General features: G+C 67.2%; 22 protein-coding genes. 9 read left to right on the top strand and 13 right to left on the bottom strand.

From position 1 onward, the window contains the following. On the bottom strand, positions 1-868 hold an 868-nt coding region (locus ACWPM1_RS13640), incomplete at its 3' end, for an NAD(P)-binding protein (RefSeq protein WP_455695457.1). Positions 869-1,164: 296 nt separating this feature from the next. Between ACWPM1_RS13640 and ACWPM1_RS13645 the strand changes: the two genes are divergently transcribed. From ACWPM1_RS13645 to ACWPM1_RS13670, 6 genes are all read left to right on the top strand, one after another. Next, positions 1,165-2,121, top strand: coding sequence for a UDP-glucuronic acid decarboxylase family protein (locus tag ACWPM1_RS13645; protein ID WP_455695458.1), 957 nt, complete (start codon positions 1,165-1,167; stop codon positions 2,119-2,121). A 217-nt stretch (positions 2,122-2,338) separates the two neighbouring features. Beyond that, complete coding sequence (xrtV, locus tag ACWPM1_RS13650) at positions 2,339-3,208, top strand: exosortase V (protein ID WP_455695459.1); 870 nt, start codon at positions 2,339-2,341, stop codon at positions 3,206-3,208. Next, a complete protein-coding gene (gene epsI, locus ACWPM1_RS13655; RefSeq protein WP_455695460.1) occupies positions 3,205-3,897 on the top strand; it encodes an exosortase-associated protein EpsI, V-type in 693 nt (230 codons plus the stop codon). The genes xrtV and epsI overlap by 4 nt, the downstream gene beginning before the upstream one ends. Positions 3,898-3,949: 52 nt before the next feature. Further along, positions 3,950-4,837: a hypothetical protein gene (locus ACWPM1_RS13660; protein WP_455695461.1), complete on the top strand. Its 888-nt coding sequence runs from the start codon at positions 3,950-3,952 to the stop codon at positions 4,835-4,837. Between the two features lie 123 nt (positions 4,838-4,960). Then, on the top strand, positions 4,961-6,583 hold the full coding sequence (locus ACWPM1_RS13665; RefSeq protein WP_455695462.1) for an MBOAT family O-acyltransferase: 1,623 nt from the start codon (positions 4,961-4,963) through the stop codon (positions 6,581-6,583). Between the two features lie 58 nt (positions 6,584-6,641). Next, positions 6,642-7,721: a hypothetical protein gene (locus ACWPM1_RS13670; protein ID WP_455695463.1), complete on the top strand. Its 1,080-nt coding sequence runs from the start codon at positions 6,642-6,644 to the stop codon at positions 7,719-7,721. A gap of 222 nt (positions 7,722-7,943) precedes the next feature. On the opposite strand, the gene ACWPM1_RS13675 is transcribed toward ACWPM1_RS13670, so the two are convergent. Together ACWPM1_RS13675 and ACWPM1_RS13680 are read right to left on the bottom strand one after the other, a co-directional pair. Continuing rightward, positions 7,944-9,170, bottom strand: coding sequence for a glycosyltransferase family 2 protein (locus ACWPM1_RS13675; protein ID WP_455695464.1), 1,227 nt, complete (start codon positions 9,168-9,170; stop codon positions 7,944-7,946). After that, positions 9,113-10,222: a glycosyltransferase family 4 protein gene (locus tag ACWPM1_RS13680; protein WP_455695465.1), complete on the bottom strand. Its 1,110-nt coding sequence runs from the start codon at positions 10,220-10,222 to the stop codon at positions 9,113-9,115. The genes ACWPM1_RS13675 and ACWPM1_RS13680 overlap by 58 nt, the downstream gene beginning before the upstream one ends. A gap of 194 nt (positions 10,223-10,416) precedes the next feature. On the opposite strand from ACWPM1_RS13680, the gene ACWPM1_RS13685 reads away from it, so the two are divergent. Further along, positions 10,417-11,472, top strand: a complete 1,056-nt coding sequence (locus tag ACWPM1_RS13685; RefSeq protein ID WP_455695466.1) for a cell wall hydrolase — start codon at positions 10,417-10,419, stop codon at positions 11,470-11,472. A 17-nt stretch (positions 11,473-11,489) separates the two neighbouring features. On the opposite strand, the gene ACWPM1_RS13690 is transcribed toward ACWPM1_RS13685, so the two are convergent. The 4 genes from ACWPM1_RS13690 to ACWPM1_RS13705 are packed head-to-tail and all read right to left on the bottom strand — an operon-like array spanning position 11,490 to position 15,704. Then, positions 11,490-12,287: a CpsD/CapB family tyrosine-protein kinase gene (locus ACWPM1_RS13690; protein ID WP_455695467.1), complete on the bottom strand. Its 798-nt coding sequence runs from the start codon at positions 12,285-12,287 to the stop codon at positions 11,490-11,492. Positions 12,288-12,289: 2 nt separating this feature from the next. Further along, entirely contained in the window at positions 12,290-13,774 is a 1,485-nt protein-coding gene (locus ACWPM1_RS13695) for a GumC family protein (protein ID WP_455695468.1), read from the bottom strand. Beyond that, positions 13,771-15,012, bottom strand: a complete 1,242-nt coding sequence (locus ACWPM1_RS13700; protein WP_455695469.1) for a hypothetical protein — start codon at positions 15,010-15,012, stop codon at positions 13,771-13,773. The genes ACWPM1_RS13695 and ACWPM1_RS13700 overlap by 4 nt, the downstream gene beginning before the upstream one ends. 8 nt (positions 15,013-15,020) lie before the next feature. Then, the gene (locus tag ACWPM1_RS13705; protein WP_455695470.1) at positions 15,021-15,704 is read right to left on the bottom strand and encodes a polysaccharide biosynthesis/export family protein; all 684 of its coding nucleotides are present in this window, start codon (positions 15,702-15,704) and stop codon (positions 15,021-15,023) included. A gap of 151 nt (positions 15,705-15,855) precedes the next feature. On the opposite strand from ACWPM1_RS13705, the gene ACWPM1_RS13710 reads away from it, so the two are divergent. Continuing rightward, on the top strand, positions 15,856-17,355 hold the full coding sequence (locus ACWPM1_RS13710) for a tetratricopeptide repeat protein (RefSeq protein WP_455695471.1): 1,500 nt from the start codon (positions 15,856-15,858) through the stop codon (positions 17,353-17,355). Next, on the top strand, positions 17,352-18,137 hold the full coding sequence (locus ACWPM1_RS13715) for a WecB/TagA/CpsF family glycosyltransferase (RefSeq protein WP_455695472.1): 786 nt from the start codon (positions 17,352-17,354) through the stop codon (positions 18,135-18,137). Before ACWPM1_RS13710 ends, ACWPM1_RS13715 begins: the two co-directional genes overlap by 4 nt. Before the next feature lie 47 nt (positions 18,138-18,184). Here ACWPM1_RS13715 and ACWPM1_RS13720 read toward each other — a convergent pair whose 3' ends face one another. From ACWPM1_RS13720 to ACWPM1_RS13745, 6 genes are read right to left on the bottom strand one after another with little or no spacing between them, the layout of a single operon-like run. Next, complete coding sequence (locus ACWPM1_RS13720) at positions 18,185-19,156, bottom strand: NAD-dependent epimerase/dehydratase family protein (RefSeq protein WP_455695473.1); 972 nt, start codon at positions 19,154-19,156, stop codon at positions 18,185-18,187. Further along, positions 19,153-20,214: a Gfo/Idh/MocA family protein gene (locus tag ACWPM1_RS13725; RefSeq protein ID WP_455695474.1), complete on the bottom strand. Its 1,062-nt coding sequence runs from the start codon at positions 20,212-20,214 to the stop codon at positions 19,153-19,155. The genes ACWPM1_RS13720 and ACWPM1_RS13725 overlap by 4 nt, the downstream gene beginning before the upstream one ends. Further along, positions 20,211-21,470, bottom strand: a complete 1,260-nt coding sequence (locus ACWPM1_RS13730; RefSeq protein ID WP_455695475.1) for a glycosyltransferase family 4 protein — start codon at positions 21,468-21,470, stop codon at positions 20,211-20,213. The genes ACWPM1_RS13725 and ACWPM1_RS13730 overlap by 4 nt, the downstream gene beginning before the upstream one ends. After that, positions 21,467-22,441, bottom strand: coding sequence for a glycosyltransferase (locus tag ACWPM1_RS13735; protein ID WP_455695476.1), 975 nt, complete (start codon positions 22,439-22,441; stop codon positions 21,467-21,469). Before ACWPM1_RS13735 ends, ACWPM1_RS13730 begins: the two co-directional genes overlap by 4 nt. Beyond that, entirely contained in the window at positions 22,434-23,837 is a 1,404-nt protein-coding gene (locus ACWPM1_RS13740; RefSeq protein WP_455695477.1) for an oligosaccharide flippase family protein, read from the bottom strand. The genes ACWPM1_RS13735 and ACWPM1_RS13740 overlap by 8 nt, the downstream gene beginning before the upstream one ends. Positions 23,838-23,868: 31 nt before the next feature. Continuing rightward, entirely contained in the window at positions 23,869-24,573 is a 705-nt protein-coding gene (locus ACWPM1_RS13745) for a class I SAM-dependent methyltransferase (RefSeq protein WP_455695478.1), read from the bottom strand. Positions 24,574-24,694 lie beyond the last annotated feature (121 nt).

Consider the following 24,694-nt stretch of genomic DNA (forward strand, 5'->3'; position numbering starts at 1 on the left):
TGGCCAGTTCGCGCATCGGCGCGCTGCTGATCGAGTGGGCGGCGTTGATCACGACTTCGCCCTCGGGACCATCCGCGGTAAGGCGCCAGCCGTTACCAGCGGCGGCCAACTGCTTCATGCCGTGGCCCATGAGGACCTGCCCCTTGCCGGTAGCGACGATCTTGTCGCGTGCGGCATCCCACATCATGCCGGGGCCAAGGCGAGGATAGCGGAAAGTCTCAAGCAGGGTCTTCACCTCCTGCCCGTCGTTCGGGCGCTTGTTGAGGCCAAGGCTGCGCTTGAGCCCGTCGGTGACCGCGCCCCACAGGGAAAGTCCCTTGATGCGCTGGGCCGCCCAGTCGGCACTCATTTCATTGCAGGGCATGCCCCACACCTTCTCGGTATAGGTCTTGAAAAAGATCGAGTAGAGCTTCTTGCCGAACTGGTTGCTGGTCCAGTCCTCGAAGCTCTTGATCTCCTTGATTGGAAACAGCTGCGACCAGACAAAGCTCGCCATGCATACGGTCGAGCGAATGATTCCAAGGTTATGAAGCGCTTCAAACGCACGCAGCGGGTAGCTGTAGAACTTCCCCTCATAGTAGATGCGGCTCATCCGCGGGCGCTGGATGAAGTCGTCGGGAAGGATCTCGTTCCACAGGTCCACGACCTGCTGGCTCTTTGAAAAAAAGCGGTGTCCACCGATGTCGAAGCGGTAGCCTTCGTGCTCGACCGTCCGGCTGATGCCGCCGACGTAAGTCGCATCTTTCTCGATGATCGCGACGGTCTTGCCGGCCTTCGTCAACAGGTAACCGGCCGTGAGGCCCGCCGGGCCGGCGCCGATAATCGCGACGTCGACGTCGACTGTGGCTGCTGTTTTGGCTGCTGGCACCTGCGATCCCCAAGGTCGGCAACGACACGGCGAGTCGCTGCGATTCGAGATAGATAGGTACGGACCTAACGAGGCTAACGCCACACGGGCGATCGCAGCCGTGCCATTTCGGGAGCGGCGCCACCGTTGGAGCCCGCTCAGCAGAGCGCTCCCCGGGGCGGGGGCCGGTTGCCATCACGCCACGGCGCGCCTTAGCGCGAGCCGTGCCGCAAAGAGACGCAGTCGGATCAAGGGGATGGGAGCGTTGACAACGTTAGTTCACTCGTGCTCACCACCCTCTGACAAGGAGGGTCTAGATGGCTCGTCAGACGTATGGCCGGCGCCGGACCCTGGTTACCGGTGGCGCCGGGTTTCTTGGTTCGCATCTGATTGACCGTCTCCTTGCGCGGGGCGACGAGGTACTTTGCGTCGACAACCTGTTCACCGGCGACAAGCGCAACCTCGATCACCTCGCGGGTCATCCCCGCTTCGAGTTCATGCGGCACGACGTGTGCTTTCCACTATACGTCGAGGTCGACGAGATCTGGAATCTGGCCTGCCCGGCCAGTCCCGTGCACTATCAGCACGATCCCGTGCAAACGACCAAGACATCGGTCCATGGCGCGATCAACATGCTCGGCCTCGCCAAACGCCTAGGGGTCCGCATCTTCCAGGCCTCGACCAGCGAGGTCTATGGCGACCCGCATATGCATCCCCAACGCGAGGAATACTGGGGCAACGTCAATCCGATCGGTCCACGCAGCTGCTACGACGAAGGGAAACGCTGCGCGGAGACGCTGTTCTTCGATTATCACCGCCAGTGCGGCCTCGACATCAAGGTCGCGCGTATCTTCAACACTTACGGCCCGCGGATGCATCCGTCGGACGGCCGCGTAGTGTCAAACTTCATCATGCAGGCGCTTCGCGAAGAACCGATCTCGATCTACGGGCAGGGCAATCAGACCAGGAGCTTCTGCTTTGTCGACGACCTGGTCGACGGTTTTCTTGCGCTGATGGAGAGCGAGGAAGGCCGTCCCGGTCCCGTGAACCTCGGCAATCCGCGGGAGTTCACGATCCGCGAGCTGGCCGAGCTCGTGATCCGCATGACCGGCTCGCGCTCCAAGCTGGTGGAAATGCCGCTACCGGCCGACGATCCGGTGCAGCGCCAGCCCGATATCGCGCTGGCCCGCGAATGGCTGGGGTGGGAGCCTGCCATTGCGCTCGAGGACGGCCTGGCCCGGACGATCGAATATTTCAGGAGGCTCGCGCCTTGATGCCGCGGCGCGGTCTCGCCCTTGCCCGGGCCCGGCGGATGGACGGCCACCGCGGGGGCGGCCTTCGTGCGTCTCCGAGGACACCTGCGACTTCCGCAACGGCCCGGCCGAGCAGGGCGTCGACCCGGTGATAACGTCTGGCACCGACGTCCCGGTAAGAGACTTGGGACCCGCTCCGCGCCGGCCGGTTGCGGCGCGTCCGCCAGAGGGGCCTAGGTTGCGCGCCGGACGCCTGGCAGCGTTCGGATGGGCCGACTTCCTGCTCGCCGCGGGCCTTCTCGCGATCGCTTTGCCGACGCTGGTGCTGGTCGGCCGGAGCACTTGGTCGAGCGAATCGGGCGCTCACGGCCCGATCATTCTCGCCACCGGGCTGTGGCTGCTGGTTCACAAGTGGCCCGAGGTGCGCCACCTTGTGCGTCCGCCGTCGGCCGGGGCGGCGCTGCTGGTCTTCGTCTTGGCCGCCCCGGTGTACCTCCTGGCGCGCATCACGCAGATCGTCGAGCTGGAAGGCTATGCGATGTACCTGCTCGCCCTCGGCGCGCTGTATGCCATTGTCGGCTGGCGGGTGATGCGCGCGCTCGCCTTTCCGCTGATTTACCTATTCTTTGCGTTCCCTCCGCCCGAGACGCTCATCTACACGCTGACGTTGCCGATCAAGGTCGCGATCACCCAGAGCTCGATCGCCATGCTGCAGTTCGCCGGGCTCCCGATCGGCGGAACGGGTGTCATGATCCAGATCGGCCAGTACCAACTCCTCGTCGCGGCGGCCTGCTCCGGGCTGAACTCGATCGTCTCGCTCTCCGCGCTGACGCTGTTCTATATCTACATGATGCACCAGCATGAGCGTCGCCGGCAGCTCATCCTGCTCGCCTTTGTCCTGCCGGTGGCGATCGCGGTGAATTTCCTGCGCGTTCTAATCCTGATCTTGCTCACCTACTATGCGGGCGAAGGGGTGGCCCAAAGCTTTCTGCACGACCTTGCGGGCGTCACGACGTTCGTTCTTGCGTTGCTGCTGATGGCGTCGATCGACGCGGTTCTGGGCCGCGTCATGCGCCGTCGCCAACCGGCCGGGTACGAGGTGTCATGAGCGGCGAGATCGAGCCTGCCGTGCTTGACCGCCGCAAGGTCCTGATCGGCCTGGGGCTCGCCGCCTGTTCGGGGGTCGCGATCGCGCGGCAACCGGTGCCCAACCATCCTCGGCTCGAAACCAAGGCGCTGGGGGCGATGATCCCGGCGCGCATCGGCGCCTTCGCATTCGATACGACCAGCGGGCTGGTGCTCCCGCCGCCCGACGCGCTGTCCGATCGCTTGTACGACAACCTCATCACCCGCACCTACGCCCGGCCTGACGGCAAGGTGGCAATGCTGTTGATCGCCTACAACAATCGCCAGGACGGCGTCCTGCAGATCCATCGCCCGGAGATCTGCTACCCCGCGGGCGGGTTCGTCCTGACCCCGACCCGGCCGGTCGATACGCCACTTGGAGGGGGTGCGCCGCTCCCCAGCCAGACGTTCGTTGCCCGCAGCGAAATGCGGACGGAGACCGTCCTCTACTGGACGCGGGTCGACGACGCATTCCCGCGCCGGTGGATCGAGCAGCGTCTCGTGGTCGCGCGGAGGAACCTCGAAGGGGTCATCCCGGACGGCGTCCTCGTGCGCGTCTCGACCCTGTCCGGCGGCGGCGCGGACGACCTGCCGTTGCTGACAAGTTTCGTGACCGACCTCCACCGACAATCGCCTGGCGCCTTGCGCCAGCTGCTCTTCGCAAGGAGCTGACCCGCGAATGGTTGCACGCGGAGCAACTCGAGATGCCGAAAGGACCCGTCCAATGAACACCTGTCACAATCGCCTGGGAGCCACCATCCGTCGATCGGGGCTGCTCCTCGCCGGCGCCGCCATTCTCGCGGGGCTGGCCGCTTGCGACCGCGCCCCCGAGGGCCAGGTCGTCGCCGTGGTGAACGGCGAGGAAATAACGACCGACGAGCTGAACGGCGAGCTCCCCCCCCAGGCGAATTCGGCCGAGGGAGACAAGGCGACCCGCAACGCGGCTCTCGACCGTGTGGTCGAGCGCCTGCTGCTGGCCGAAGCCGCGCGCGAGCAAGGCGTCGACTCTTCGCCTGAGTACATCCTGCGCGAGAAGAAGCTGCGCGAGACGCTGCTTGTCCAGATGCTCAACGAAAAGCTCGCTCGCGAGATCAAGGACCCCTCGGCGCAGGATATCGACAAGATGATCGCCGGCAATCCCCAGGCGTTCAGCGGGCGGACCGTTTACGCGCTCGATCAACTGGTGTTCCAGGCACCGAAGCGGCCGGGCATCATCGAGGCCCTTGAGCCGACCAAGACGATGGACGAGGTCGCCGCAGTGCTCAACCGGGCCGGGATCAAATTTCAGCGTGGCAGCACGACGGTCGACAGCGTGACTCTCACGCCGCAAATGTTCGCCCAGTTTCAGAGGATCGGGACCAGCGAGCCGATGATCATGGCCGCCGGCCCATCGGTCACCGTGGCCAAGATCGTCGCCGAGCGGGCCGTACCGATAACCGGCAATGCCGCAAGGCCGCTGGCAGGCACCGGATACCGGCGCGAAGAGACGCAGAAACGACTGAGGGAGCTGCTCAAGTCTGCCCGCGGCGAGGCCGAGATAACCTATCAGTCGGGCTACGGCGCGCCCTCGGCCGGCGCCTCGACCGCAACTACCGCACCCGCCAAACCCTAAGCTGCGTGCCGGCCGCCCCGCGGTGGAGAGTCGGCCGGCTCCGCACGTGCGCCAGGGGAATGCACTGAGCTCCGCGGGGGGCCGCCTGGTGGAGCGCCTCAAGCAGTCGGATCGGTAGCCGCGGTGCTTTTCAACTCGCTCACGTTCCTGGTTTTCCTTGCCGTTGTTTACGGCCTCTATCGCGTTCTGTCCTTCCGCGGGCAGAACTGGATGCTGCTCGCTGCCAGCTACGTATTCTACGGTTGGTGGGACTGGCGTTTCCTGTTCCTGATGATCCTGTCGACTTCGATCGACTTCTGGACCGGCCTGGTTCTCGAATACGGCCGCCTCCATGCGCGCGCGAAATACGTCCCAGCGATATTCCTGGCGGGCGCTGCGCTGCTCCTCCTTGGCGTGGACCTTTCGGAGGTTCTTAACCGCGCGGCTGGCGATCCCGCCGCCGGCCCCCTGCTGACGCCGCTCATGCCGTATGTCCTCGTCGGAATCCCGGCCTTCCTGGCAGCGGCGGCTGCCATCTACCGGGTGCTTGCAGCGCTCGAGGAGGAACGTCGCCGCAAGGCCACCGTGATCCTCAGCATCGTGCTTCAGCTGACCATTCTCGGGTTCTTCAAGTACTTCAACTTCTTCACCGAAAGTCTCGCCGAAGCGCTCGCAGGGATCGGCGTTCCGATGGAAGCCAGCCGCCTCGATATTGTCCTTCCGGTCGGAATCTCGTTCTACACCTTTCAATCGATGAGCTACGCCATCGACATATACCGGCGCGAACTCCGGCCGACGGACCGGTTCTTCGACTTCGCGCTGTTCGTGTCGTTCTTCCCGCAACTCGTCGCCGGGCCGATCGAAAGGGCGCGCAACCTGCTCCCCCAGATGACCCGCCCGCGTGTTCTCAGCGCGGATCAGGCGCGGCGAGGGCTCTTCCTCATCGCGCTCGGTTTGTTCAAGAAAGTCGCTATCGCCGACGGGATGGCGATGACCGCCGACCAAGCGTTCGCGTTGCCCGATCCATCGTGGGGCACGGTTGTCACGGGGACGGCTGCGTTTGCGATCCAGATCTACTGCGACTTCTCGGGCTACTCGGACATTGCGCGTGGGGTTGCCAAGCTCTTCGGCGTCGAGCTGATGCGCAATTTCGACCAACCCTATTTCGCCCGTTCGCCGCGCGAGTTCTGGCAACGGTGGCATATCAGTCTCTCGACCTGGCTGAGCGACTACTTGTACAAGCCGCTGGGCGGAAACCGCGGCAGCCTGGCCTTCACTTGCCGCAATCTAATGATCACGATGATGCTCGGCGGCCTTTGGCACGGCGCCGCATGGAACTATGTGCTATGGGGCATCTACCATGGGGCTATCCTCAGCGGGCATCGCGTTCTGGTGCACCGGTTCGGCCAGGCCCGCGATGGTCCTGTCGGCGCCGTGTTCAAGATGGCGGGCTTCGGCGTGCTCACGCTCTACGGCTGGCTCCTATTCCGCGCCCGGTCGTTCGAGCAGATCGAGACTTACACCGTTACGCTGCTCACCGGCGGGGGCGGGATGGCGATCGAGGCGGGCCGGCCCGCGGTCTCCGCCGCGGCCGGCGTGCTGCTGCTCGTCGCCTGGGAAATCGCGCAGTACCGAAGCGGCGGCGACGCCCGCTTCTATCGCCGATGGCCGGCCGCCGCAGTCGGCTTGGCGATGGCAGCAATGCTGTTTCTAACACTGATGGGAACGAGCAATGAGCCCGCCCAGTTCATCTATTTCCAGTTCTGAGGCATCCGCGACAGGGGCGCCGTACGCTCGTCGGCGGGGCTGGTCGACGCTTGCCTGGGTGCTGGCATGGCTTGCTGTTATCGATGTCGCCGTGGGCGCGGCGTTCGCCTACCCGGAGGATCCCAGAGACACCGAACCTGGCGCGCTCGCGCTCTATTTCGACTATGGCCGGTCGATGGAAGGCCGGCTGCGGCGCGCGACACGGACGGATCCCGCCCGCACCGCCCCGATTACTCTTGCCGGCTGGTACGATCCCCTCATCGCGGTCGAGCGGCCTGCGGGGCCCGGGACCACTGGGGTGACAATGTACGGCATGTCGCACGCGGTGCGCCTGGCCGATGCGCTGCCGGGGGTAGCGCCCCGCTATCGCGTGCGTTCGGTGGGCGCACCCGGCGCGACCACCAACTGGTCATATGGGGCGTTTCTGCGCGACAGGGACCGCCGTGAAAGCCGCGTGGCGGTGCTCGCGATCATGTCCTCGACATTGCCGATGATCCTGTCGCCCACCCCGATGGACTGGAACACGAGCTTTGCCATGCCCTATACCGCCGATCGCTTCGCGATTGACGGCAGCACGGGGCGGCTGCAGCGGATCGCTCCCCCCTACGACAGCTTCCCGGAGTACGTCCGCACGCTCGAGGATACTGCCGCGTGGGAAATGGCGCTCGACCGGTTCGCGCGAACCGATCCCTTCTACGACCCTTTGCTGGTCAAGGCGACGGTGCTGGACAACTCGGTGATCGTCCGCCTGGCGCGGCGCGCTTGGTCGCAGCGGCGGGACCACTCGTGGCGCGAAGGGGTGCTGAGCGCCGCGGGATTTGCTGGCAACAGCGAGCCTGTGCGCGTGGCCAACGCGATCGTCGCCGATTTTGCGCGCCAGGCGCGCGCCGACGGAATCTTGCCGGTCATCTACATCGTCGACAGTTTCGGCTATCGAGACCAGCTGACTCGATCGCTCGAGGCGACCCTCAGGCGTAACCGGATCCCGTACCTGTCTAGCAGTCAACACGTCGACCCCACCCGGCCGAACAATTATCTGCCCGACAGCCATTTCACCGACGCCAACGACCGCGTTCTGGCCCAAGCCCTCGCCGAGCTCATCGACACCCATATCGCCAACGGCACAGAGGGCCCGTGAGAGTATTCGACGCATATGACCGAACTCGGGTCATCGGCTAGCGGATGGCGGCGACCGTCGATCGCGGACGATCGCCAGGCTGCGCCGGCCAGGCTGGACGATCACCACAGGTTGGCATTGTTCGGGGCGACACCCGGGGGACTCCCGTGCCTGTCTACTCGAAAGGCGCGCACCGCTTACCTCAATTCGTTGGCGGCGGATTATCGCGTGGGGCGGACCGGATCACCGCCGCGGCGTGCGCGTCCAGCGGGTCGACGGACCGCGCAGGAAAGCGAGGTAGATCGGTAGTTTCCATAAGGCATATAACGGCGCGCGCAGCGCCGCGCCCCCGCTCACGTAAGCGCGCCCACCGGCGAACCAGCATGCTGCAACCAGCAACAACGCGCCCAGCAGCGCCGCTGCAACCGTCAATACGGGTCCCATGCCTGCGCCGAGGTCTGCGAGGCCGAGAAGCCCAAGAAGCGAAACTCCTGCTATCATGCCAAGCAGCGCCAGCGGGGGAACGAGCAGATGCAGCCCGAGAACGAACTCGGCGCGCGACCTGCGCACAACGCCGCGGGCCAGGGTTGGCAGCGCGGTGTGTCGCAGCGTGTCCAGAAACCCGTGCTCCCATCGCTTCTTCTGCTCGAGCGCATCGGCGCGATGAGCCGGAGCGCTGGTGACCCGGGCCGTCTCGACCAGGAACGGCGGATATCCAGCGCAAGTCATTTCGACACCGAGTGCGAGGTCCTCGACGATCGACCCGCTGGCGAGGCGCGCCCGTGCCAACAGCGGCCAGGGAAACGCCATTCCGGTGCCGGTCAGCAGCGCGGCGCCGCCAAGCCGCTGCATGCCCCGTGAGCGGATGCTGTTCTTCACCAGCATCGCGAAGCTCGATATCTGGACGATAGGATCGGCGGCCAGATCGGCCGCGATCAGATTGATCGCCTGCGCCGGTAGCCGCCGCGCCTGCGCGGCCGAGGCGAGCGCCTCGAGGCTCCCGGGAGTCATTCGGCAGTCGGCGTCGAGAATTACCGTGACCTCGGGCGGACCGGTCGCGGCAAGGTGGTCGCGGCCAAAGGCTAGCGCGTAGCCCTTTCCCCGCCGCGAGAGGTCGTGGCGCTCGATGACCTCGACACCGGCCTCGCGCGCCACCTGGGCCGTCTCGTCGTCGCAATTATCGGCCACTACGAGAATGCGCGTGCCGGCTGGCACCACCGGCTTCAGGGCCTCGAGCGTCGCGGCAAGGCCCTCGGCCTCGTTGTGCGCCGGGATCAGCACGGCGATCGTGCAGCCGGAGGCGGCGAAACGCGCGGGGACGGTCCGCGCAAGCCCCGCGAGGACTTCGAGCGAGAGCACGGCCAGCGGCAGGCTCGCGGCGGCGGCGATCGACCAGGCGAGGAACGACAGGATCACCGCGCGGCGACCGACTGCGCGAAGCGGCGATAACGTCCGGCGATCTCCGGCCACGCGAAAGCCTGGACCCGGGGATCGGGCGCGCCGCGCCCGACCTCCATCGCTCGCGCCAGTGCCGCGGTTGTCGCGCCGGGGTCGCGAGTGTCGCAAAGGGTGCCCCGGTCGCCCACGATCCAGCGCACCCTCGGCGTGTCGTGCGCCACCACCGGCAGGCCGCAGGCCATGGCCTCGACGAAGACGTTACCGAAGGATTCGAAGAGCGACATATGGAGAAAAGCGTCGCAAGAGCGGTACAGCGAGGGCATCCTTGCGGCCGGCAGCGCGATCCGGGTGAAGCGGCCCGGCAGGATCCGGGCGCCGAGGGCGTCCGCCTCGGCGCGCAGGGGGCCATCGCCGGCCACGACCAGGTGGGTTCCGGGCAGCGCCGCGACCGCGTGCATCCCGTCAAGCACCCGCTTGGTGTCGATGAAGGCGCTCACCATTAGGACCACCGGGACGTCTTCAGGGAGGCCGAAAGCAGCGCGATCGGGTGGTGCGTCCCGATAACGCTCGGGATACACGCCATTGGGGATGAGCGCGGTAGTCCAGCGTGCGCGATTGGCCTCCTCGTAATCGGGATTGATGCAGACCAGCCCGTCGCAGTCGAAAAAACGGAACTCCGCCGCGTCGCTGGCCGCGGGCCAGTCGCCGTTCTGCGTGACGAAGATATGCCGCGGACGGGTAGCGCCGCCCCGCCGCAGGCACCAGTGCGTGAACGGGAAGTTGCAGGTCAGCGTGATGTCGAAGTCGGCCGGATTGTAGGCCCGGACCAGTCCGGCGGCGAAGGAAGCATCCTCCCACACGGTCTCCGAGCGAAATGGGGGGATGCGGGGGAATCGCTCGAAGGTACGCCGGTTGATCGTCCTGACCTGGCGATAAGCGTAGGCAGTACCCGTGCGCGGCGGTCCCGCCCCGATGACCGTGACCGCGTCGCCGGCGCGGGCAATCTCTTCGGCAACGGCGAGCAGTGCGACCTCGGCGCCGCGCTCTTCCTGGTGGAACCCAGGCAGCGCGAAGAGGAAGCGAAGCTGCTCGGAAGGTTGCTCGGGTTCGGGCCGCTCGCGCATGGTTGCTGCATAAGCGCGAAGCGGTGCGGACGCGCAATTCAATTCGCCCTGTCCCATAACGGTCTTCGCATCGCGCCGCCGGTACACACCGATTGGAAAGCGCCCGATCGTGCGTTAGGAGTGCAAGCTAACTGCCGGCTGCTCGCCCCGGGCACCGGGGCGGGGCTCATCCGGAGTCATCGGTGGCCTGGCGAATGCGTGACCTTATCCGAGCCTTCGAGGCCAAGCCGGCGCCGTCGAGCGGTCTGCTGCTGCGCCGGCCGGGCGCCGCGATCTTTGCGCTGTCCGCGGTGGTCGCCGTGGCGATAATCGCCTGGGTGCTGGTTGCGGCGCAATCGCGGCCGGCCGGCGCCGATCTCGGCCGGGCGGCAGCGGGGACCGATTTCGGTTCGATTTCACCGGGCTCGGTCATCTTCGATCAGGGCACCCTGCCGATCGCGCCGCAAGAAGCGAAGGCGCTGAACGACGCACGCCCCGTCGATATTGCGCTCCCGCAGCCCGCACGCCCCTTCGGGCTGACAGCCGGCGACGGGACTTCGGCGGCCTACGCGGCGGCCCTCCAGTGCCTTGCCCAGGCGGTTTTCTACGAAGCGGGGAACCAGACCGACGCGGGCGCGCGGGCGGTCGCTCAGGTTGTGCTCAACCGGGTCCGGCACCCGGCCTTCCCGCACACCGTCTGCGGAGTGGTTTACCAGGGGTCTGCGCGGGCGACCGGCTGCCAGTTCACTTTCACGTGCGATGGCAGCCTGTCGCGCAGGCCGTCGGCGCAAGGGTTCGCGCGCGCCCGCCGTATCGCCCGTGAGGCGCTCGAGGGTACGGTCTATCCGGACGTTGGACTCGCCACTCATTATCATGCGGACTACGTAGTGCCGTACTGGGCCTCCTCGCTCGCGAAAGTTGGCCGCGAGGGCGCTCATCTGTTCTACCAGCTGCGCGGCCGCCTGGGCGCCATCGCCAGTTTCGACGCGCGCTACGACCTCGAGGGCGAACTGGCATCGGCTCCGGGGTGGACGGCAGGCGAGGATGCATTGGGGGTGGCCATTCCCGCAATCGAGGGCGGGACGGCCGCCCAGCCGGTCGCCGCCCTGCCACGCCTGCGCAGCGATGCCGAGGCCGGCGATCTGATCGCCGACCCTCGGGTACTGGCGGAAGATGCGCGGCGCCTGCGGGCCGATGAAGTCGCCGGATCCCTCAAGGCCGGCGGTGGCTCGGAACTCCTCGCCGACCGGCAGCAACCCAAGGGACGCTGAACGCGCCGACCGCGATGCTACTCGTCGAGCCCGTAGTGCTTGAGCCCGTAGGGGTCGCCGTACCCGTACCCGTAGGCATCGAAGAGCCCGCCTTTGTACCGGTTAAGGACCGTGCCAAGGCACGGCACGGGATCGAGCAAGCGGATCGTTTCGGTGATTTGCTCGGCCGTGTTGCGGCCGTACTCGACCACAAGCAGATACCCGTCGAGGCGGCTCGCCGTGAGGAGCGCGTCGTCGCTGGCAAAGACCGGCGGAAGATCGACCAGAACGATGACTTCTTCCGGCAACGCCCGCAGGCCGGCTATCAGTTGACCAAAGGGCGGAGCGCTGAGGAGTTCGCTGCTGCCGCGGGCGCGCGGCCGGCAAGGGACGACGTAGAGCCCGCTGTTATCGATCCGGTAGAGCGCATCGGTCCAGTCGGAGGTCTCGCCCCGCAGGAGCGCCGAGATGTCGACAGGCGGTTCGCTCTCGAGAACCTCGCGTACCGAGCCGCGCCGCAGATCGAGGTCGCACAGCACTACGGGCCGGTTGTTGAGGCTTGCCAGCGCTGCGGCGAGGTTGAGCGAGATGTAGGTCTTGCCCGCTGCGGGGGTGGCGCTGGTAACGCCGATCAACCGGTGGCCGCTTTCGTCGATGATCCGTGCGATCTGCGTTCGCAGCAGGGCGAACGGCCGCATGTTCTCGTCGGCTTCGTCGAACCCGAAAATGCGGGCGTGGTCGGGCCGCGCCTGGGACAGCGCGAGCGACCCCGCATGCGGAATGAGATCGGCTGTGCTGGCCGCGGACCCGTCCGCGCCGGGCAGGGGGAAGTTCATGGTCATCGTCCCTGGGAAGATAGCCGGCGGCGAAGGACCGACAGCCAGCCGCCGGAGCGCGAGCGCGCGCCCCGTCGTGCGTCGCCGCCCTGCGGCACGAACACCGGGATCGTCGCGAGCGGCCTCGATCCGGTGATCTTGGCCAGCGCTGCCGGATCGCGGATCGGACGCAGCAGGATTTCGATCCCGAAGGCGAGGAAGAAACCGAGCGCGAGGCCTCCGAGAGCGCCGATGCCGATGACCAGCGGCCGATCGGGCCAGATCGGGGTGTCGGGAACGACCGGCGGGTCTACCACCAGCAGGCGCTCGCCCATCTGCTCCTGGTCCGCCCGCGCGGCGGCCCTCGCGGCGAGGAGCCGGCCCGAAATTTCCTCGGCCTGCTTGTAGAGGGTTTCGATCCGCTGTTGTAGCTGCGCGGCCTGCTGCTCGACCGCGGGCGCCTGCGCGCGCTGGGCCATGACCGACGCCGCCTGCGCGAACTCGCGCTGCTTGGCCACCTGCAGCTCGACGATCTGGCTGCGCGCGAGGCGGATCCGCTCATCGATCGCGCCGCTCGGCACTCGCGCCACGTTCTGCTTCGCGAACTGCTTCGCTTGCTCGAGCCGCTGCTTCGCCAGCACGACGTCGGGATGCGACTCGGCGAAAACGGCCCGTGCGGCCGCCAGCGCACCCTCCGCCTGCACGACCGCGGGATCGCGTGTTTCGGCGCTCTGTTGCAGCCGCTTTTGTCCCTGGAGCTCGGCGATCTCGCGCTCGAGGTTCGAGATTTGGAGGTCGAAGGCACCGCTTCCGCCACCGATGGTCGCCAGCGATCCCGATGCCATGACGCGCCCGTTGCGAGTGTTGAAGGCCGCCAGGTCGCCTTCGGCCCGCGCGATCCGCGTCTGCAGTTCCTGCTGCTGGTCGCTGAGGAACTGGACGGTCTCCGTCTGCTGCTCTGCGTTCGTCGTCGAGTCGACCTCGACCACGCGTTCCATGAGCTGCTGCGCAACCGCCTGCGCCAGCACCGGATCCCCGTATTCGAACGCCAGCCGCACCGAGATCGTCTTGTCCGCGGTAGTTGAGGGTCCTAGATCGACGGTCTGCGGTTCGAGCGCGATGGCCTCGCGCATATCCTCGACGATTTCCGACAGCGGCGTCCGTTTGCGCTCCTGGGCATAGAGACCGTTGCGCTCGATCATCGCGATCAGGGCCGGACGATTGATCAGCCGCTGGCGGATCGCTTCGATCCGCTGGGCAACCGCGTCATTGCCCGATACGCCGATCACTTCCGGGGGCAGGCTGGGTGCCTGTACGAGAAGGACCGCCGCGGATTCGTACTTGCTGGGCATAAGGAACGCGGTGGCCAAGGCCGCCAACAGACCGATCAGGGCCGGGCCGACGATCCACCACTTGCGTTCCGCCAGTACCACTGGAAGCTGGGACAGGAACTTGCCGGTGGCGGGCCCCTCGGTCAGCTGCTCGTCATCGAGCGCGTGATAGTTCACTTGGTCCTCCCCAGACGCAAGCGGATGCCCACCCCGGCATTCACGCTCGCACCGCTGGTGAGGAGATCGCTGTACGACCGGGCGACGGACGCGAACGCGTAGGCTTCGGTCCGCTCGCCGAGGGTACGGGTGTAGTTCGCCTCGACGCTTGCGATCTTTACGGATGGCTGCGCAAAGGGGCCCCGGGACAGGGTCCGGCTGCGCGCGTACCGGGCGCCGATCTCGACCCGCTCGCGTGCGGAAAGCCGCTCGCCGTAGCTCAGCACCGCATTGTCCACTCTCTGCGTGCGTCCGACGGCGCCCGGGAGCTGCGAGCGTTCGAGGCTTGCGCAAAAATTGCGGGAGGGGCGCTCGTTGCACAATGCCACCATGCCGCCGACACCGGTCGAACGGCTCGCGGGGAACGCCCCGACCGCACTGGTGCGCGCGGTCGACACGCCCGCGGCGGCCGTCAGGGTCCAGTAGGCGTCAAGCCGCTGCTCCAGCGTTCCCTCGACGACGAGGATCGTCGAATGCCCGCCCGCATCGTAGGCCGTGCGGCGCGCCTGGAGCCGGGCGCCGGCGCGGGTCTGCTCGGAAACCTGGCGCGAGTAGGCCGCGCCTGCGGTGAAGCTGTCGTAGCCGATCACCGCGCTGCCACTCGCGGAGAGGTGCTGGTAACCGGCACTCGCGCCCAGATAGGATCGGGCGCTCAGCTGGTGATCCACCCCCAGATCGGTGCTGATGCTGGTCGTGCGACCGGTCAGCCCAAGCAGAGTGATATCGTCACCGGGGAGGAAGGTCGCCGCTTCGGTCTGGAGGGTGCCCGGGTCGACTGGATTGACGGGATCGGTCACCCCCGGGCTTGCCCCGGAGCGAGGGAATATCGAGCGGGCGCTGGTCGAATCCAGGGCGGCCGAGCCGTAGAGCGAGGTGCGCGAGCTGCGCTTGCTGCGAAAGGCGACCGACGCGCCTTCCGAATCCTCGAAATCGTAGGTGTTGGAGAAGACCCGGCCGTTGGCATAAGCGGCGAGATCGAAGGTCGTGCGCGCGGTCTCGATACGCATCCACGGCCGGACCTCTACGTCGAGGACCCCGGCTTCACGGGAATTCTCCTCGGTCAGGTATGGGTTCGAGGTCACCCCCGCCGCGGCGCTGACATTGACCCCGGTGGTGGTGTCCTGCGCGGCCACCGAGGTCGCGGCAAGGGCGCCTGCGGCTACCGAGCTTTTCCAAAGCGCGCGTGGGAGTGCGGACATGCGGTACCTCAGGGAACGATTATCACGTCGCCGGGCTGCACCCCGATGATGCCGGCCCGGCGTACCGCCTGCTCGCCCGCTCCGGCCTTGAACAGGCTGCCGAGCCTGACCTGGAAGGAGCTGCTCTGGGGTCCGGTGCCACGGATGAGCAGAACGTTGTCGAGGTTGGCGAACTCATCTGCGCCGCCTGCCTGGCTCAGCGCCTCGAGCACGTTGACATAGCGGCTGGTGGTGAAGGTGCCGGGAGACCGGACTTTGCCGAGCACCGAGAACCGCATCCCCGTGGGCGCCTTCACCGAGACCGTGACGTATGGCACTTCCCCCCGGTACTGGTCTTTCAGCCGATCGCTTACCATCCGCTCCACGTCCTGGGGCAGGCGATCCGCGACCTGCAGCTGGCCGACGAGCGGAAAGGCGATCGTGCCATCGGGTAGGACCGTCAGATCGCGCTGCAGCCGTTCCTCGCCCCAGACGTAGATTTCGAGCTCATCGCCCGGGTTGATCCGATACGACGAGATCGACGGGGTCGGAACTCCGGACACCGGCGGTTGCGTGGCCGGCGGCTGGGTGGCGGGCGATTGCGTGGCGGGCGCTTGCATGACAGTCTGCGCATGGGCCGGTGAACCGGCCAGCGCGAGTATTGCAATAAGAAGCGCCGCGACTAACGGACTTGCGGTGAAACGGCCGGTCATTGATGATTTTTCCAAAAGGTAGACTGCCTTGGCGTTGGTTTACGGTTTGTGCAACGCGCTTAACACGCGATGGCGTGGCGGCCAAACAGATGTAAAGCGGGCCATCTCATTACGAGACATGCTGTTGGCGATTGCTTGCGCTGGGTCCCTGGTGCTCGGTGCCTGCTCGAACGGCCTCGATGAGGCGCAGCGCGAGGCGGCGGTCGCGAGGTCCGAGCTCGATGCCGGCAATATTGCCGGCGCCCGAGTCGCCATAGCGCGCGCGCTCGCTCACCGCGACGACCAGGTCGACATCCTTCTCCTCGACGCCCGGATAAAGTACCTGTCGCAGGAGCTGCGCGCGGCCTTCGACGCCTACCGTACGGTGCTGGCGTTCGACCCGAACAACCTCGAAGCGCTGTCTGCCGTATCGCAACTGGGAGTGCGGGCGAACGAGCGCGACATCGCCCGCGACGCGATCCGCCGTGCGCTGGCGATCGATCCGGGGAACCCCGAGGTCCTGCTGAGCCAGGGCATACTCCTGATCGAGGAAAAGAAGTACGACCGGGCGATCGCGAGCGCCGAGCAGTTGCTCGCGGCGCACCCGCAGGATCCGCGCGGGACGGTGCTCAAGTCCCGGAGCCTGTTTCTCCTGGGCCGGGCGGCGGAGTCAATGGCTCTCCTGAAGGCCTCGGCCGAGACCCATGGGAACAACCAGTGGATCGCCGCGGCGCTGCTCGAAAACGCCCGAGCCGCCGGCGACGTGCCGTTGATGCTGGAGCAGTTTGCGCTCCTCGGGGAGGCCAATCCGGCCAGTGTCGACCTCGCGCTCGACGAGATCAACACCCTGTACAAGTCGGGGCGGCAAGAAGCGGCGCGCAGCATGGGCGCCGCCTTCATCGACCGCTTCGGCGAGGACGTGGAGAAAATGAACGGTCTGGTCGATCTTTGGGCAGAGTACGATGCGTCGCCGCTCGCGCCGGGCCTGGTCGAGGACCTGGCACTGAGCGAGCGAGCGGCGGCGCGGCTGGCGACGGCGCGCTTTTACCTCGACCGCGGCGACGCGAGCACTGCGCGCCGACTGATTGAGCACGCGCCCGACCGCCGGTACATGGGCCTCGTCGCGCGCTTGCACGTCCGCCGTGGCGCGCCCACCGGGCGCGACCTCGCCCGCCAGATTCTCGCCGACGACACCACCAATTGCGACGCGCTCGCGGCGTTGACCGAGTGGCATCTCGCCCACCGCGCTCCGGGTGATGCCGTCGTCACCGCGCAGGTTCTCGCGACCCAATGCACCGACCGGATCGAAGGCTATCGCCAGCAAGCTTTGGCATACGATCGCCTGGGCCGGGCAGCCGCGGTCGAGCGGGTCTATCGCGAGGGCATCGAGGCCCATCCGCAGGACCGCATCCTCACCGGCGAACTCGCCCGGTGGCTGCTGGCGAGGGGCCGGACGGACGCCGCCGTCTCGGCGGTGCGGCGGCTCAGCAAGGTCGCGCCGTCGCGCACGTCGACCTGGCGTCTGTATCAGGCAGTTTGCCGGGAGGCCAGGAACGCAGGCTGCGCGGCTGTGGCGGCCGCGGGACTGCGCAAGGCGAAAGCGCAATACGCCCTTGACCCCCTCCCCGGCGTCAGGCCCTCCGATCAGCTCTTCGGGCGGAGCTGGGTGTGACCCAGCCCCTACTGCGCACGATCGAGTTTCTGGGCATCCGCTTCGCCGACTGCGACCTTGAACGGGCCAGGGATTGGGTCCTGGAAGCGGTCGCGCGGGAAAGCTTTGCCTATGTCGTGACGCCCAACGTCGATCACGTCGTCCAGTACCACCGGGCAAGGGGCGAGAGCTGGCACCAGGACTATCGCGACGCGGTACACGCGAGCGACCTGTGCTTGAATGACAGCCGCATCCTTCAACGCCTGTCGCGAATCTCGGGCGAGAGGCTCCCGCTCGCGCCTGGCAGCGACCTCGTCCGCTGCCTCATCGCCACTCGCCGGAGCGCCGAAGGGTCGGTGACGCTGATCGGCGGATCGGCGCTCGACGCGCAGTGGCTCGCGGCTGCGCTGCCCCGACACCGGGTTCACCATTTCGCCCCCCCGATGGGCGTGCGGGACGACCCCGCGCTCCAGGCCAAGATTGCCCGGTTCGTCGAGCACTCCGACGCCGACATCGCCTTTTTCGCGATCGGCGCGCCCCAGAGCGAGATTGTCGCGCACCTGATCGCCCGCCGCGGCGCCGCGCGCGGAGTCGGTTTGTGCATCGGTGCGTCGATCGAGTTTCTCAGCGGCCGGAAGCGGCGGGCGCCCCGCTGGATGCAGCAGGCCAGCCTCGAGTGGCTGTTCCGCCTGGGCACCGAACCGGCGCGGCTATGGCGCCGTTACCTGTTCGACGGTCCGCGCATATTCTTTATCTGGTGCAGGGCAAGGCGGGCCATGCGGAAATCGGCCGACAACGCCTAAGGACCCGGTGCCGGCCGGTCTGTTGCAATTGGTCAACGCATGCCGGGCTACGGGCCGATGCGATCGGTGTCCCCGCCTCCCCGTGGCGCAAATCGCAGCGCCGTCTTGGCGCACATGTTGGAGTATTTCAAAGGCCGCCAGCGCGCCTGCTGCCGAGGAAGGTCCAGCATCTCGGGCAGGCGGGCGCGGCCGCCGAAAAACAGCCGGCTAGCCAATGCCGCCGCTGCCCCCGCCAGCCGCACGAGCGCATAGGGAATCGGGACAGGAATACCCGTCTCGACCCCACTTTTGCGCGCCAGGCGATGGAAGCCCCAGTGGCTCGGCTGTTCGTCTCCAACCAGATTGAGCACCAGTTCTCCCTCGATCTCTGCCCCGAGAGCCGCGACGATGGCACGCGCACAGTCGTCCACATGCACGAGGCGCATTGACCCCAGCGGAGCGAAGATCAGGTCGAACGGTCCCATCCGCAGTGCCCGCCCGTGATCCCAGTCACCCGGCTGGCTGTATATCGCGCCCGGACGGATGATCGCCAGGGGGATACCCTTGCTCCGGCAGTGCGCGCGCACCATTCGTTCCTGGATTAGCTTGGTCTGAGTGTAGGCGTCGCGGCGCAAGGGACGCGGTTCGAGCGGCGTCTTCTCGTCCAGCCGCCCCCCAAAACCGGGGGCCGAGAAATCGTAGACCGAGAGACTCGACACGTGGATGAAACGCTTGAGCGTGGCGGGGAGAGCCGCCAGGAGATTCTCGGTCGCGAGCACGGTGCCGCCAAGCTGGGTTGGAAGGTCGCCCGTCGCCGCCGCTGCGCAGTGAATCACCGCAGTCGCCCCCGAGAGCGGCTCCTGCCACCTTCCTGGCTGGCGCAGGTCGCCGAGCACCTGAACCATGCCCAAGCTCGCGCTCTTTGCCGAGCCCCGGCCCGAAGGGCGGAAGAGGGCGGTTGTCGGGATTTCTGCCTCCCTCAGCACCTCGAGCACGGCGCTGCCGAGGAATCCCCCGGCACCGGTCAGGAACACGCTCATGCCATGCGGCCCAAGGCGACGATCTGGTCGGTCAGACGGGCCGTCGCGAGAATCTCGTGGGGGGTCATGGGCGGCGGCGTGCCGTCCTGGATCGCCGCGTATATCGCGGCGAGCATGCGAGGCATGCCGTGCATGGTACCGTGCTGGGCGATCTTACGATAGAGATTCGTCGCGCCCGCCCGGGCCAGCGCGAGTCCTGCGCTCACCTGTCCGACGGGGTAGGTTTTTCCGGTGAAGGGCGGTCCTTCAAACCGCAGGTACGGGTTGTAAAGGTCGGCTTCGGCGGATCCCCGCGTGCCGCGCAGCGCAATCCGGAACGCAGCCGGTTCGACGTCGGCCGCGATCCGCAGTCGACCGCGCACCGCCCCGCTCGAAAGCAGGATGTCGCACGCATCGTAGACGGCGCGGCGATTGCCGCTCCGGTTAACGTATTCGCCCAGCACACGCTCGGCGGTTGTGGTGCCGGTAAGAGCCTGGAACAGATACACCAGGTGCGGCAGGAAATCGTGTACCGCGCCGCCCGGCAGGGCGACCCCGGTGCCACTGAGGTTGGTGTCGCCGAACGGCCCCGCAAGAAAGTCGAGACTGAGGAGGATGTCGCACTCGCGGATTTCCCCGAGCAGCCCCCCCCGGGCCATCTTCAGAAGCTCGACGACGACGTCGTTGAACAGGAGATTGCGGCTTTCGAAAAGAAGCCTGCCCGCAGCCCGCGCGGCGTCCAGTAACGCGGCCGTCTCTTTCGCCGTCCCGGTCATCGGCTTTTCGCACACGACATGGGCCCCTGCCTCGAGCGCCCGCCGCACAAGCCGGTCGTGGGTCTCGGGCGGGGTGAGAACGTGCACGATGTCGAGGCGCTCGCTCTCCAGCATCGCCTCGGCATCGGTGTAGATTCCGACGTCCAGTTCGAACATCCCGGCCGCTGCCGACGCCATCGCCCGCGAGCGGTCGCAGAGCGCGACGGGATGCGCCGCGCCGGACCGAGCCACGAAGGGCAAGTGCTCGTAGGCGATCGCGCCGCATCCGATTACGGCGGCGCGCAGCTGCCGGCGGGCGGTCACGGCCCGGGCTGCCGCAACAGCGCGGAGATGACCTCGCCGCTGCGCCGCAGGTCGTGCTGCGCGCTCACCCGGTCCCGGGCCGCGCGCGCCAGGCGGATCCGCAGCTGCCCGTCGCCGATCATCCGGCCGATCGCCTGGGCGAGTTCCCCGGCATCGGCGGGTGCGACGGTCAAGGCAGTCTCTCCATGGCGGGCAAGTTCCGGGATGCCGGCGATCCAGGTCGACACGACCGGTGTGCCGGTCGCCATCGCTTCGATCAACGAGATCGGCAAGCCCTCGCTGAACGAGGGCATCACGAAGACGTCGGCGGCATCGAGCTCGCGGCGGACTTCGATAGGCATGAGCTCGCCCGCGAGAACCACTTCGTTCTCGATTCCGAGTTCGGATATGCGCGTCGCGAGCCGCTGGCGCGCGGGTCCGTCGCCAATGATCCTGAGTTCCACCGCCAGGCCTTCTAGGCGAAGCCGGGCAACCGCTTCGAGCAGGATTTCGAACCCCTTTTCCGCCGACAGCCGCCCGACCGAGACGAGACGCGGGATGCCCGTGATCTCCGGAGGATCGCGGTACTCGAATGCGTCGCTGTCGACGCCGCAGCGCACGACCGTGAACTTCGGCCAGTGCCACGGTTCGGTCACAAGGCACAGCTGCGAGAGCGTATAGCGGCTAATGCACACGACGGCCGAAGCCTGCGCGGCCTTGATGTCCAGCCTGCTTTCGGCAGGGTCGACGAAATCGTGAAACCCGTGAATGGTGAAGCTGAAGGAGGCATCGCGCCCGCAGGAGCGCATGATGGCGCTGGCGAGCCAGGCGATCGTAGCCGGCGCGAGCCCGAAATGGGCATGCAGTCGCTCGATGCCGTGGTCCATCGCGTGGCGCGCGAGGAGGGCGGCTTGCGCAAGATGCGACAGGCAGCGTGCGGTCCGCACCGGCGAGCCGCCCGCGCTCGCGATGGCGGCGCCCCAGACTTTCGCGAGGCCGAGCGGGCGGCGTACGGTGAACCCGAGCAGTTCGATCGCGCCCCTGGAGATGCGCGGCTTGAGATAAGTGGTTCGACCGATGTGGCGCGGCGCATCGGGGCGATCTCTCTCGGTCGGTCCGGGCGGGTTCATCGCGAAGATGCGGATCGGCTGTCCGGCCTGTTCGACGGCGTCCACTTCCGCGGCGATGAAAGTCTGCGCCAGCTGCGGATAGTGCGTCAGCACATAGCCCACCGGCCGCGGGCGGGCAGGGGGCTCCGGATGGCGCTCGGCGGTCACTTGTAGGTTACCGCGTCGCTGTGCGCGCCGGTCGCTGCGCGCATGGTGAATTTCGCCATGCCAAGGAGCTCAGCGTACTTGCCGGCCACCGCGAGGGCGCCGGCGGCCATGCCACCCCTGCGGGCCAAACGGACGAACTGGAGCGCAGCCGCGGCCGGCCATACGAGGAAGAGCCAAGGAGAAGCCAGAAGGGCGAGCGCTATCGAGGCGGCGGGCAGGACTCCCGCCCAGCCGGCGGCACGCACGATCTGGCGACTGTAGAGCGGGCCGGTCGACCGGCGGCGCGTTCTCCGCCACGCCTGGGCGTACCCCATCCCGCTCCGAACGGCCCGCCGCCACCACTGCGCGAAGCGCGTCATGGCGGCGTCGTGGATCGTCATCGGCGCGTCGATGCGCCGGATTCGCCACCCCCGCTCCAGCAGACGGCTGCACAATTCGGGTTCCTCGCCGGCCAGCATCCCGGGATCGAAGCCGCCGGCCTGCTCGTAGGCCTGCGTCCGGAACAGGGCATCGCCCCCGCAGGACCCGGTCTCTCCGATGGGTGTGTCCCACTCGCGGTCGATCAGCCGGTTGTACAGCGACGCTTCGGGAAACCGCTCGCGCCGTCGCCCGCAGACGGCCGCAAGCCCGGGGTCCTCCTGCAGCAGCCTTGCGGCGGTCGGCAGAAAGCGCGGCTCGAGCTCGCAGTCGCCGTCGATGAACATGACATACTGCGTCTCGGGCCACCGCTTGCGCAGCTCGGCGGCGCCGTCCGCGCGGGCCCGCGCGGCGGTGAAGGGGCGCCCGGGACCCAGCCTCACAACCGCGGCGCCGAGTTCGGCCGCGTTGTCGCAGCTGCCGTCGCGGGAGCCGCTGTCGACGTAGACGATCGGACGGCCGGCCGGCACCAGCGAGCGCAGGCAGCGCACGAGTCGCTCCCCTTCGTCCCGGCCGATCACCACGAAGCCGGAGGCGGCGACCGGGTCAGCCATGCAACAGCCCCCGCATGCTCCACCACTCGCCAGGGCCGGGCACCAGGCCCGCACTTGCCAATAGAGCCTTCGCGGCAAGCGCAACGCCGACCAGGAGCCCGGTAAGCAGGATGTCGTCCGAAACGGTCGCGAAACCCTCGGTCTGCGAGGGGCGGGCGAGGACGAGCCAGCGGGCCCATTCCGCTACCACAAGCACCAGCAATGCCTCGAGCAGGCCGGCCTGCGCCATCGCTAGCGGCAGGCCCATCGCAAGCACGAGGAACTTGCACCCGTTGGCCCAGGCGCCCGGTGCCGGCCGTCCCGCGCCCATGAGCATGGCTTCCGCGAAAGACGAGAGGATCCCGAACCATGCGCCGAACAGCAGTACCGGGATCATGAAGGCCGCCGCGTGGTACCGGGCGTCGTAGGCAAGCAAGATGAACTCGTCCGAGATGGCCATGCCGAGCCCGGCTGCGGCGGCTACCAGCGCCAGCGTGGCGCGCCGGGTCTTGCGCAGAAAGGGCGCCGCCTCCCGCCGGTTGTGCAGCGCAGCGACCTTGGGGAACACTAGATACGAGCCCGCCCGTTGAGCGAGGGCGCTGAGCATGTCGGAGAAAGTGCGGGCCACCCCGAAAACGCCCGCGAGGGCCAGCGGCAGCACGCCCACGAAATACATGCGGTCGATGCTGGTCGCCGCGTAATAGATCGCCGTCGACAGGAAGATCCATTTGCCGAAGTGGAGGATCTCGGTGACGAAACCGGCGTCCCACGCGAGCCGGACGCGGTGCCCGCCGGGAAAGAGGTAGCTGATGCCGGTAGTGAACGCCGTGCTGACGAGCAGGCCGAAAACCAACGCCCAGACGTTCGGCATTATCGCGGCGAGCGCGATCGTAAACAGGCACTGGAAGACGAGGCCGACCATGTCGTAGCCGGCGCGTGCCTTCACCAGCATGCGGCGCTGCATCACGAAGAGCGCGGGCGAGAGCAATCCGGAAATCAGGAATATCGGACTGACCGCGAGCAGGATCTGCAGGAGACCGGGCTCCGCGTAGAACTGCGCGATCGGCCACGCGCAGGCCAGCATGATCAGGCTGAGGCCGGCACCGCGCAGCACCTGCAGCGTCCACGCAACATCGAGAAACCGGCGATCGTCGCCGTTCGGCGAGCGGACGACGCTCTGGCCGATGCCGATATCGGACAATAGCTCGGCGCCGGTGCGCAGGGTGTTGACCAGGAGCATCAGCCCGAACATCTCGGGGGCGAGCAGGCGCGCGAGCGCGATCTGCGTGGCGAGGCGGATGACCTGCTGGGCGGCGAAGGGGGCCACGACCCAGCCCACTTGTCCGGTGATCGGGCGCAGGCGCCAGCCATCGATCCATTGCGCTAGTTGCCGTCGCCGGAGGGAGAGGGGGGGCATGACCGAGGTTCAGCGCGCCAGCGGGCGTCGTTTACTTGACCGCATGGATGTATGCATACGTGCCGAATACATGCCAGTCGCGGTCGGCCGCGAGCTCGGAGAACTTCTCGTGCACCTGTTTCAGGCCAGGAACCTTCTCGTAGTAGAAGTGGCCGTAGAACGTGCGGATCTCGACTTGGCTGTAGCCGATGGCGCGCAACATGCGGCGCATACGGTCGGGGTTCGAGTAGCACGCCGAATAAGGCGCCGGAAACTTTGGGCTGATCGCGCGGCGCGGGCTCAGCAGATCGAGAATCCGCTCGGTCACCGCTTCGGGCAGGTACTTGTTGATGAGGAAGGGCAGCGCGTAGAGCGTCGGGATCAGATGGAACGCAGCCCCGCCGTCCCGCAGGACCGCGAACACGTTCCGGTGCATGGCCTCGCCGTCGGGCACATGCTCGGCAAGGAAGCGCGAAAACACCACGTCGTAGGTGTCGGCGAAGCCCGACGCATCGCCGCTGACGTCGAAACAGGCTTTGGCATAGCCGTCGGGCAGGAGCGCCAGCTCGTCTTCGCAGACATCGTTGACAGTATAGCTGGCCACGTTCCGAGGCATTTCGGACAGCGTGAACGATGGCCGGCGGCCCGCGCCCAGCTCGAGCACGTCGGCACGGTCGTAGCGGCCGACTATCGTATTCAGCTCCTCGCCAAATCCGAGCATCGCGGTGTCCCACGACTTTGCCCTTGCAATGCCCATCTACGCTTCCTTGATTTGCGACAGGCCGGCCATAGCGGCGTTCGGGCGAAGGTCTCACGATTTTCGATTGGTGTGCCATTTTTCAACGGTGGCCCACGGCGCGCGAGGCGGGTTCAGTGGA

The organism is Tsuneonella sp. HG249, assembly GCF_053819205.1.

Coding starts and splice junctions, on each gene's coding strand:
- ACWPM1_RS13645 (WP_455695458.1), top strand. CDS start 1,165: ATGGCTCGTCAGACGTATGGCCGGCGCCGGACCCTGGTTACCGGTGGC.
- epsI (WP_455695460.1), top strand. CDS start 3,205: ATGAGCGGCGAGATCGAGCCTGCCGTGCTTGACCGCCGCAAGGTCCTG.
- ACWPM1_RS13660 (WP_455695461.1), top strand. CDS start 3,950: ATGAACACCTGTCACAATCGCCTGGGAGCCACCATCCGTCGATCGGGG.
- ACWPM1_RS13680 (WP_455695465.1), bottom strand. CDS start 10,222: ATGCGCGAGCGGCCCGAACCCGAGCAACCTTCCGAGCAGCTTCGCTTC.
- ACWPM1_RS13685 (WP_455695466.1), top strand. CDS start 10,417: ATGCGTGACCTTATCCGAGCCTTCGAGGCCAAGCCGGCGCCGTCGAGC.
- ACWPM1_RS13690 (WP_455695467.1), bottom strand. CDS start 12,287: ATGAACTTCCCCCTGCCCGGCGCGGACGGGTCCGCGGCCAGCACAGCC.
- ACWPM1_RS13700 (WP_455695469.1), bottom strand. CDS start 15,012: ATGTCCGCACTCCCACGCGCGCTTTGGAAAAGCTCGGTAGCCGCAGGC.
- ACWPM1_RS13705 (WP_455695470.1), bottom strand. CDS start 15,704: ATGACCGGCCGTTTCACCGCAAGTCCGTTAGTCGCGGCGCTTCTTATT.
- ACWPM1_RS13720 (WP_455695473.1), bottom strand. CDS start 19,156: ATGAGCGTGTTCCTGACCGGTGCCGGGGGATTCCTCGGCAGCGCCGTG.
- ACWPM1_RS13735 (WP_455695476.1), bottom strand. CDS start 22,441: ATGGCTGACCCGGTCGCCGCCTCCGGCTTCGTGGTGATCGGCCGGGAC.
- ACWPM1_RS13740 (WP_455695477.1), bottom strand. CDS start 23,837: ATGCCCCCCCTCTCCCTCCGGCGACGGCAACTAGCGCAATGGATCGAT.
- ACWPM1_RS13745 (WP_455695478.1), bottom strand. CDS start 24,573: ATGGGCATTGCAAGGGCAAAGTCGTGGGACACCGCGATGCTCGGATTT.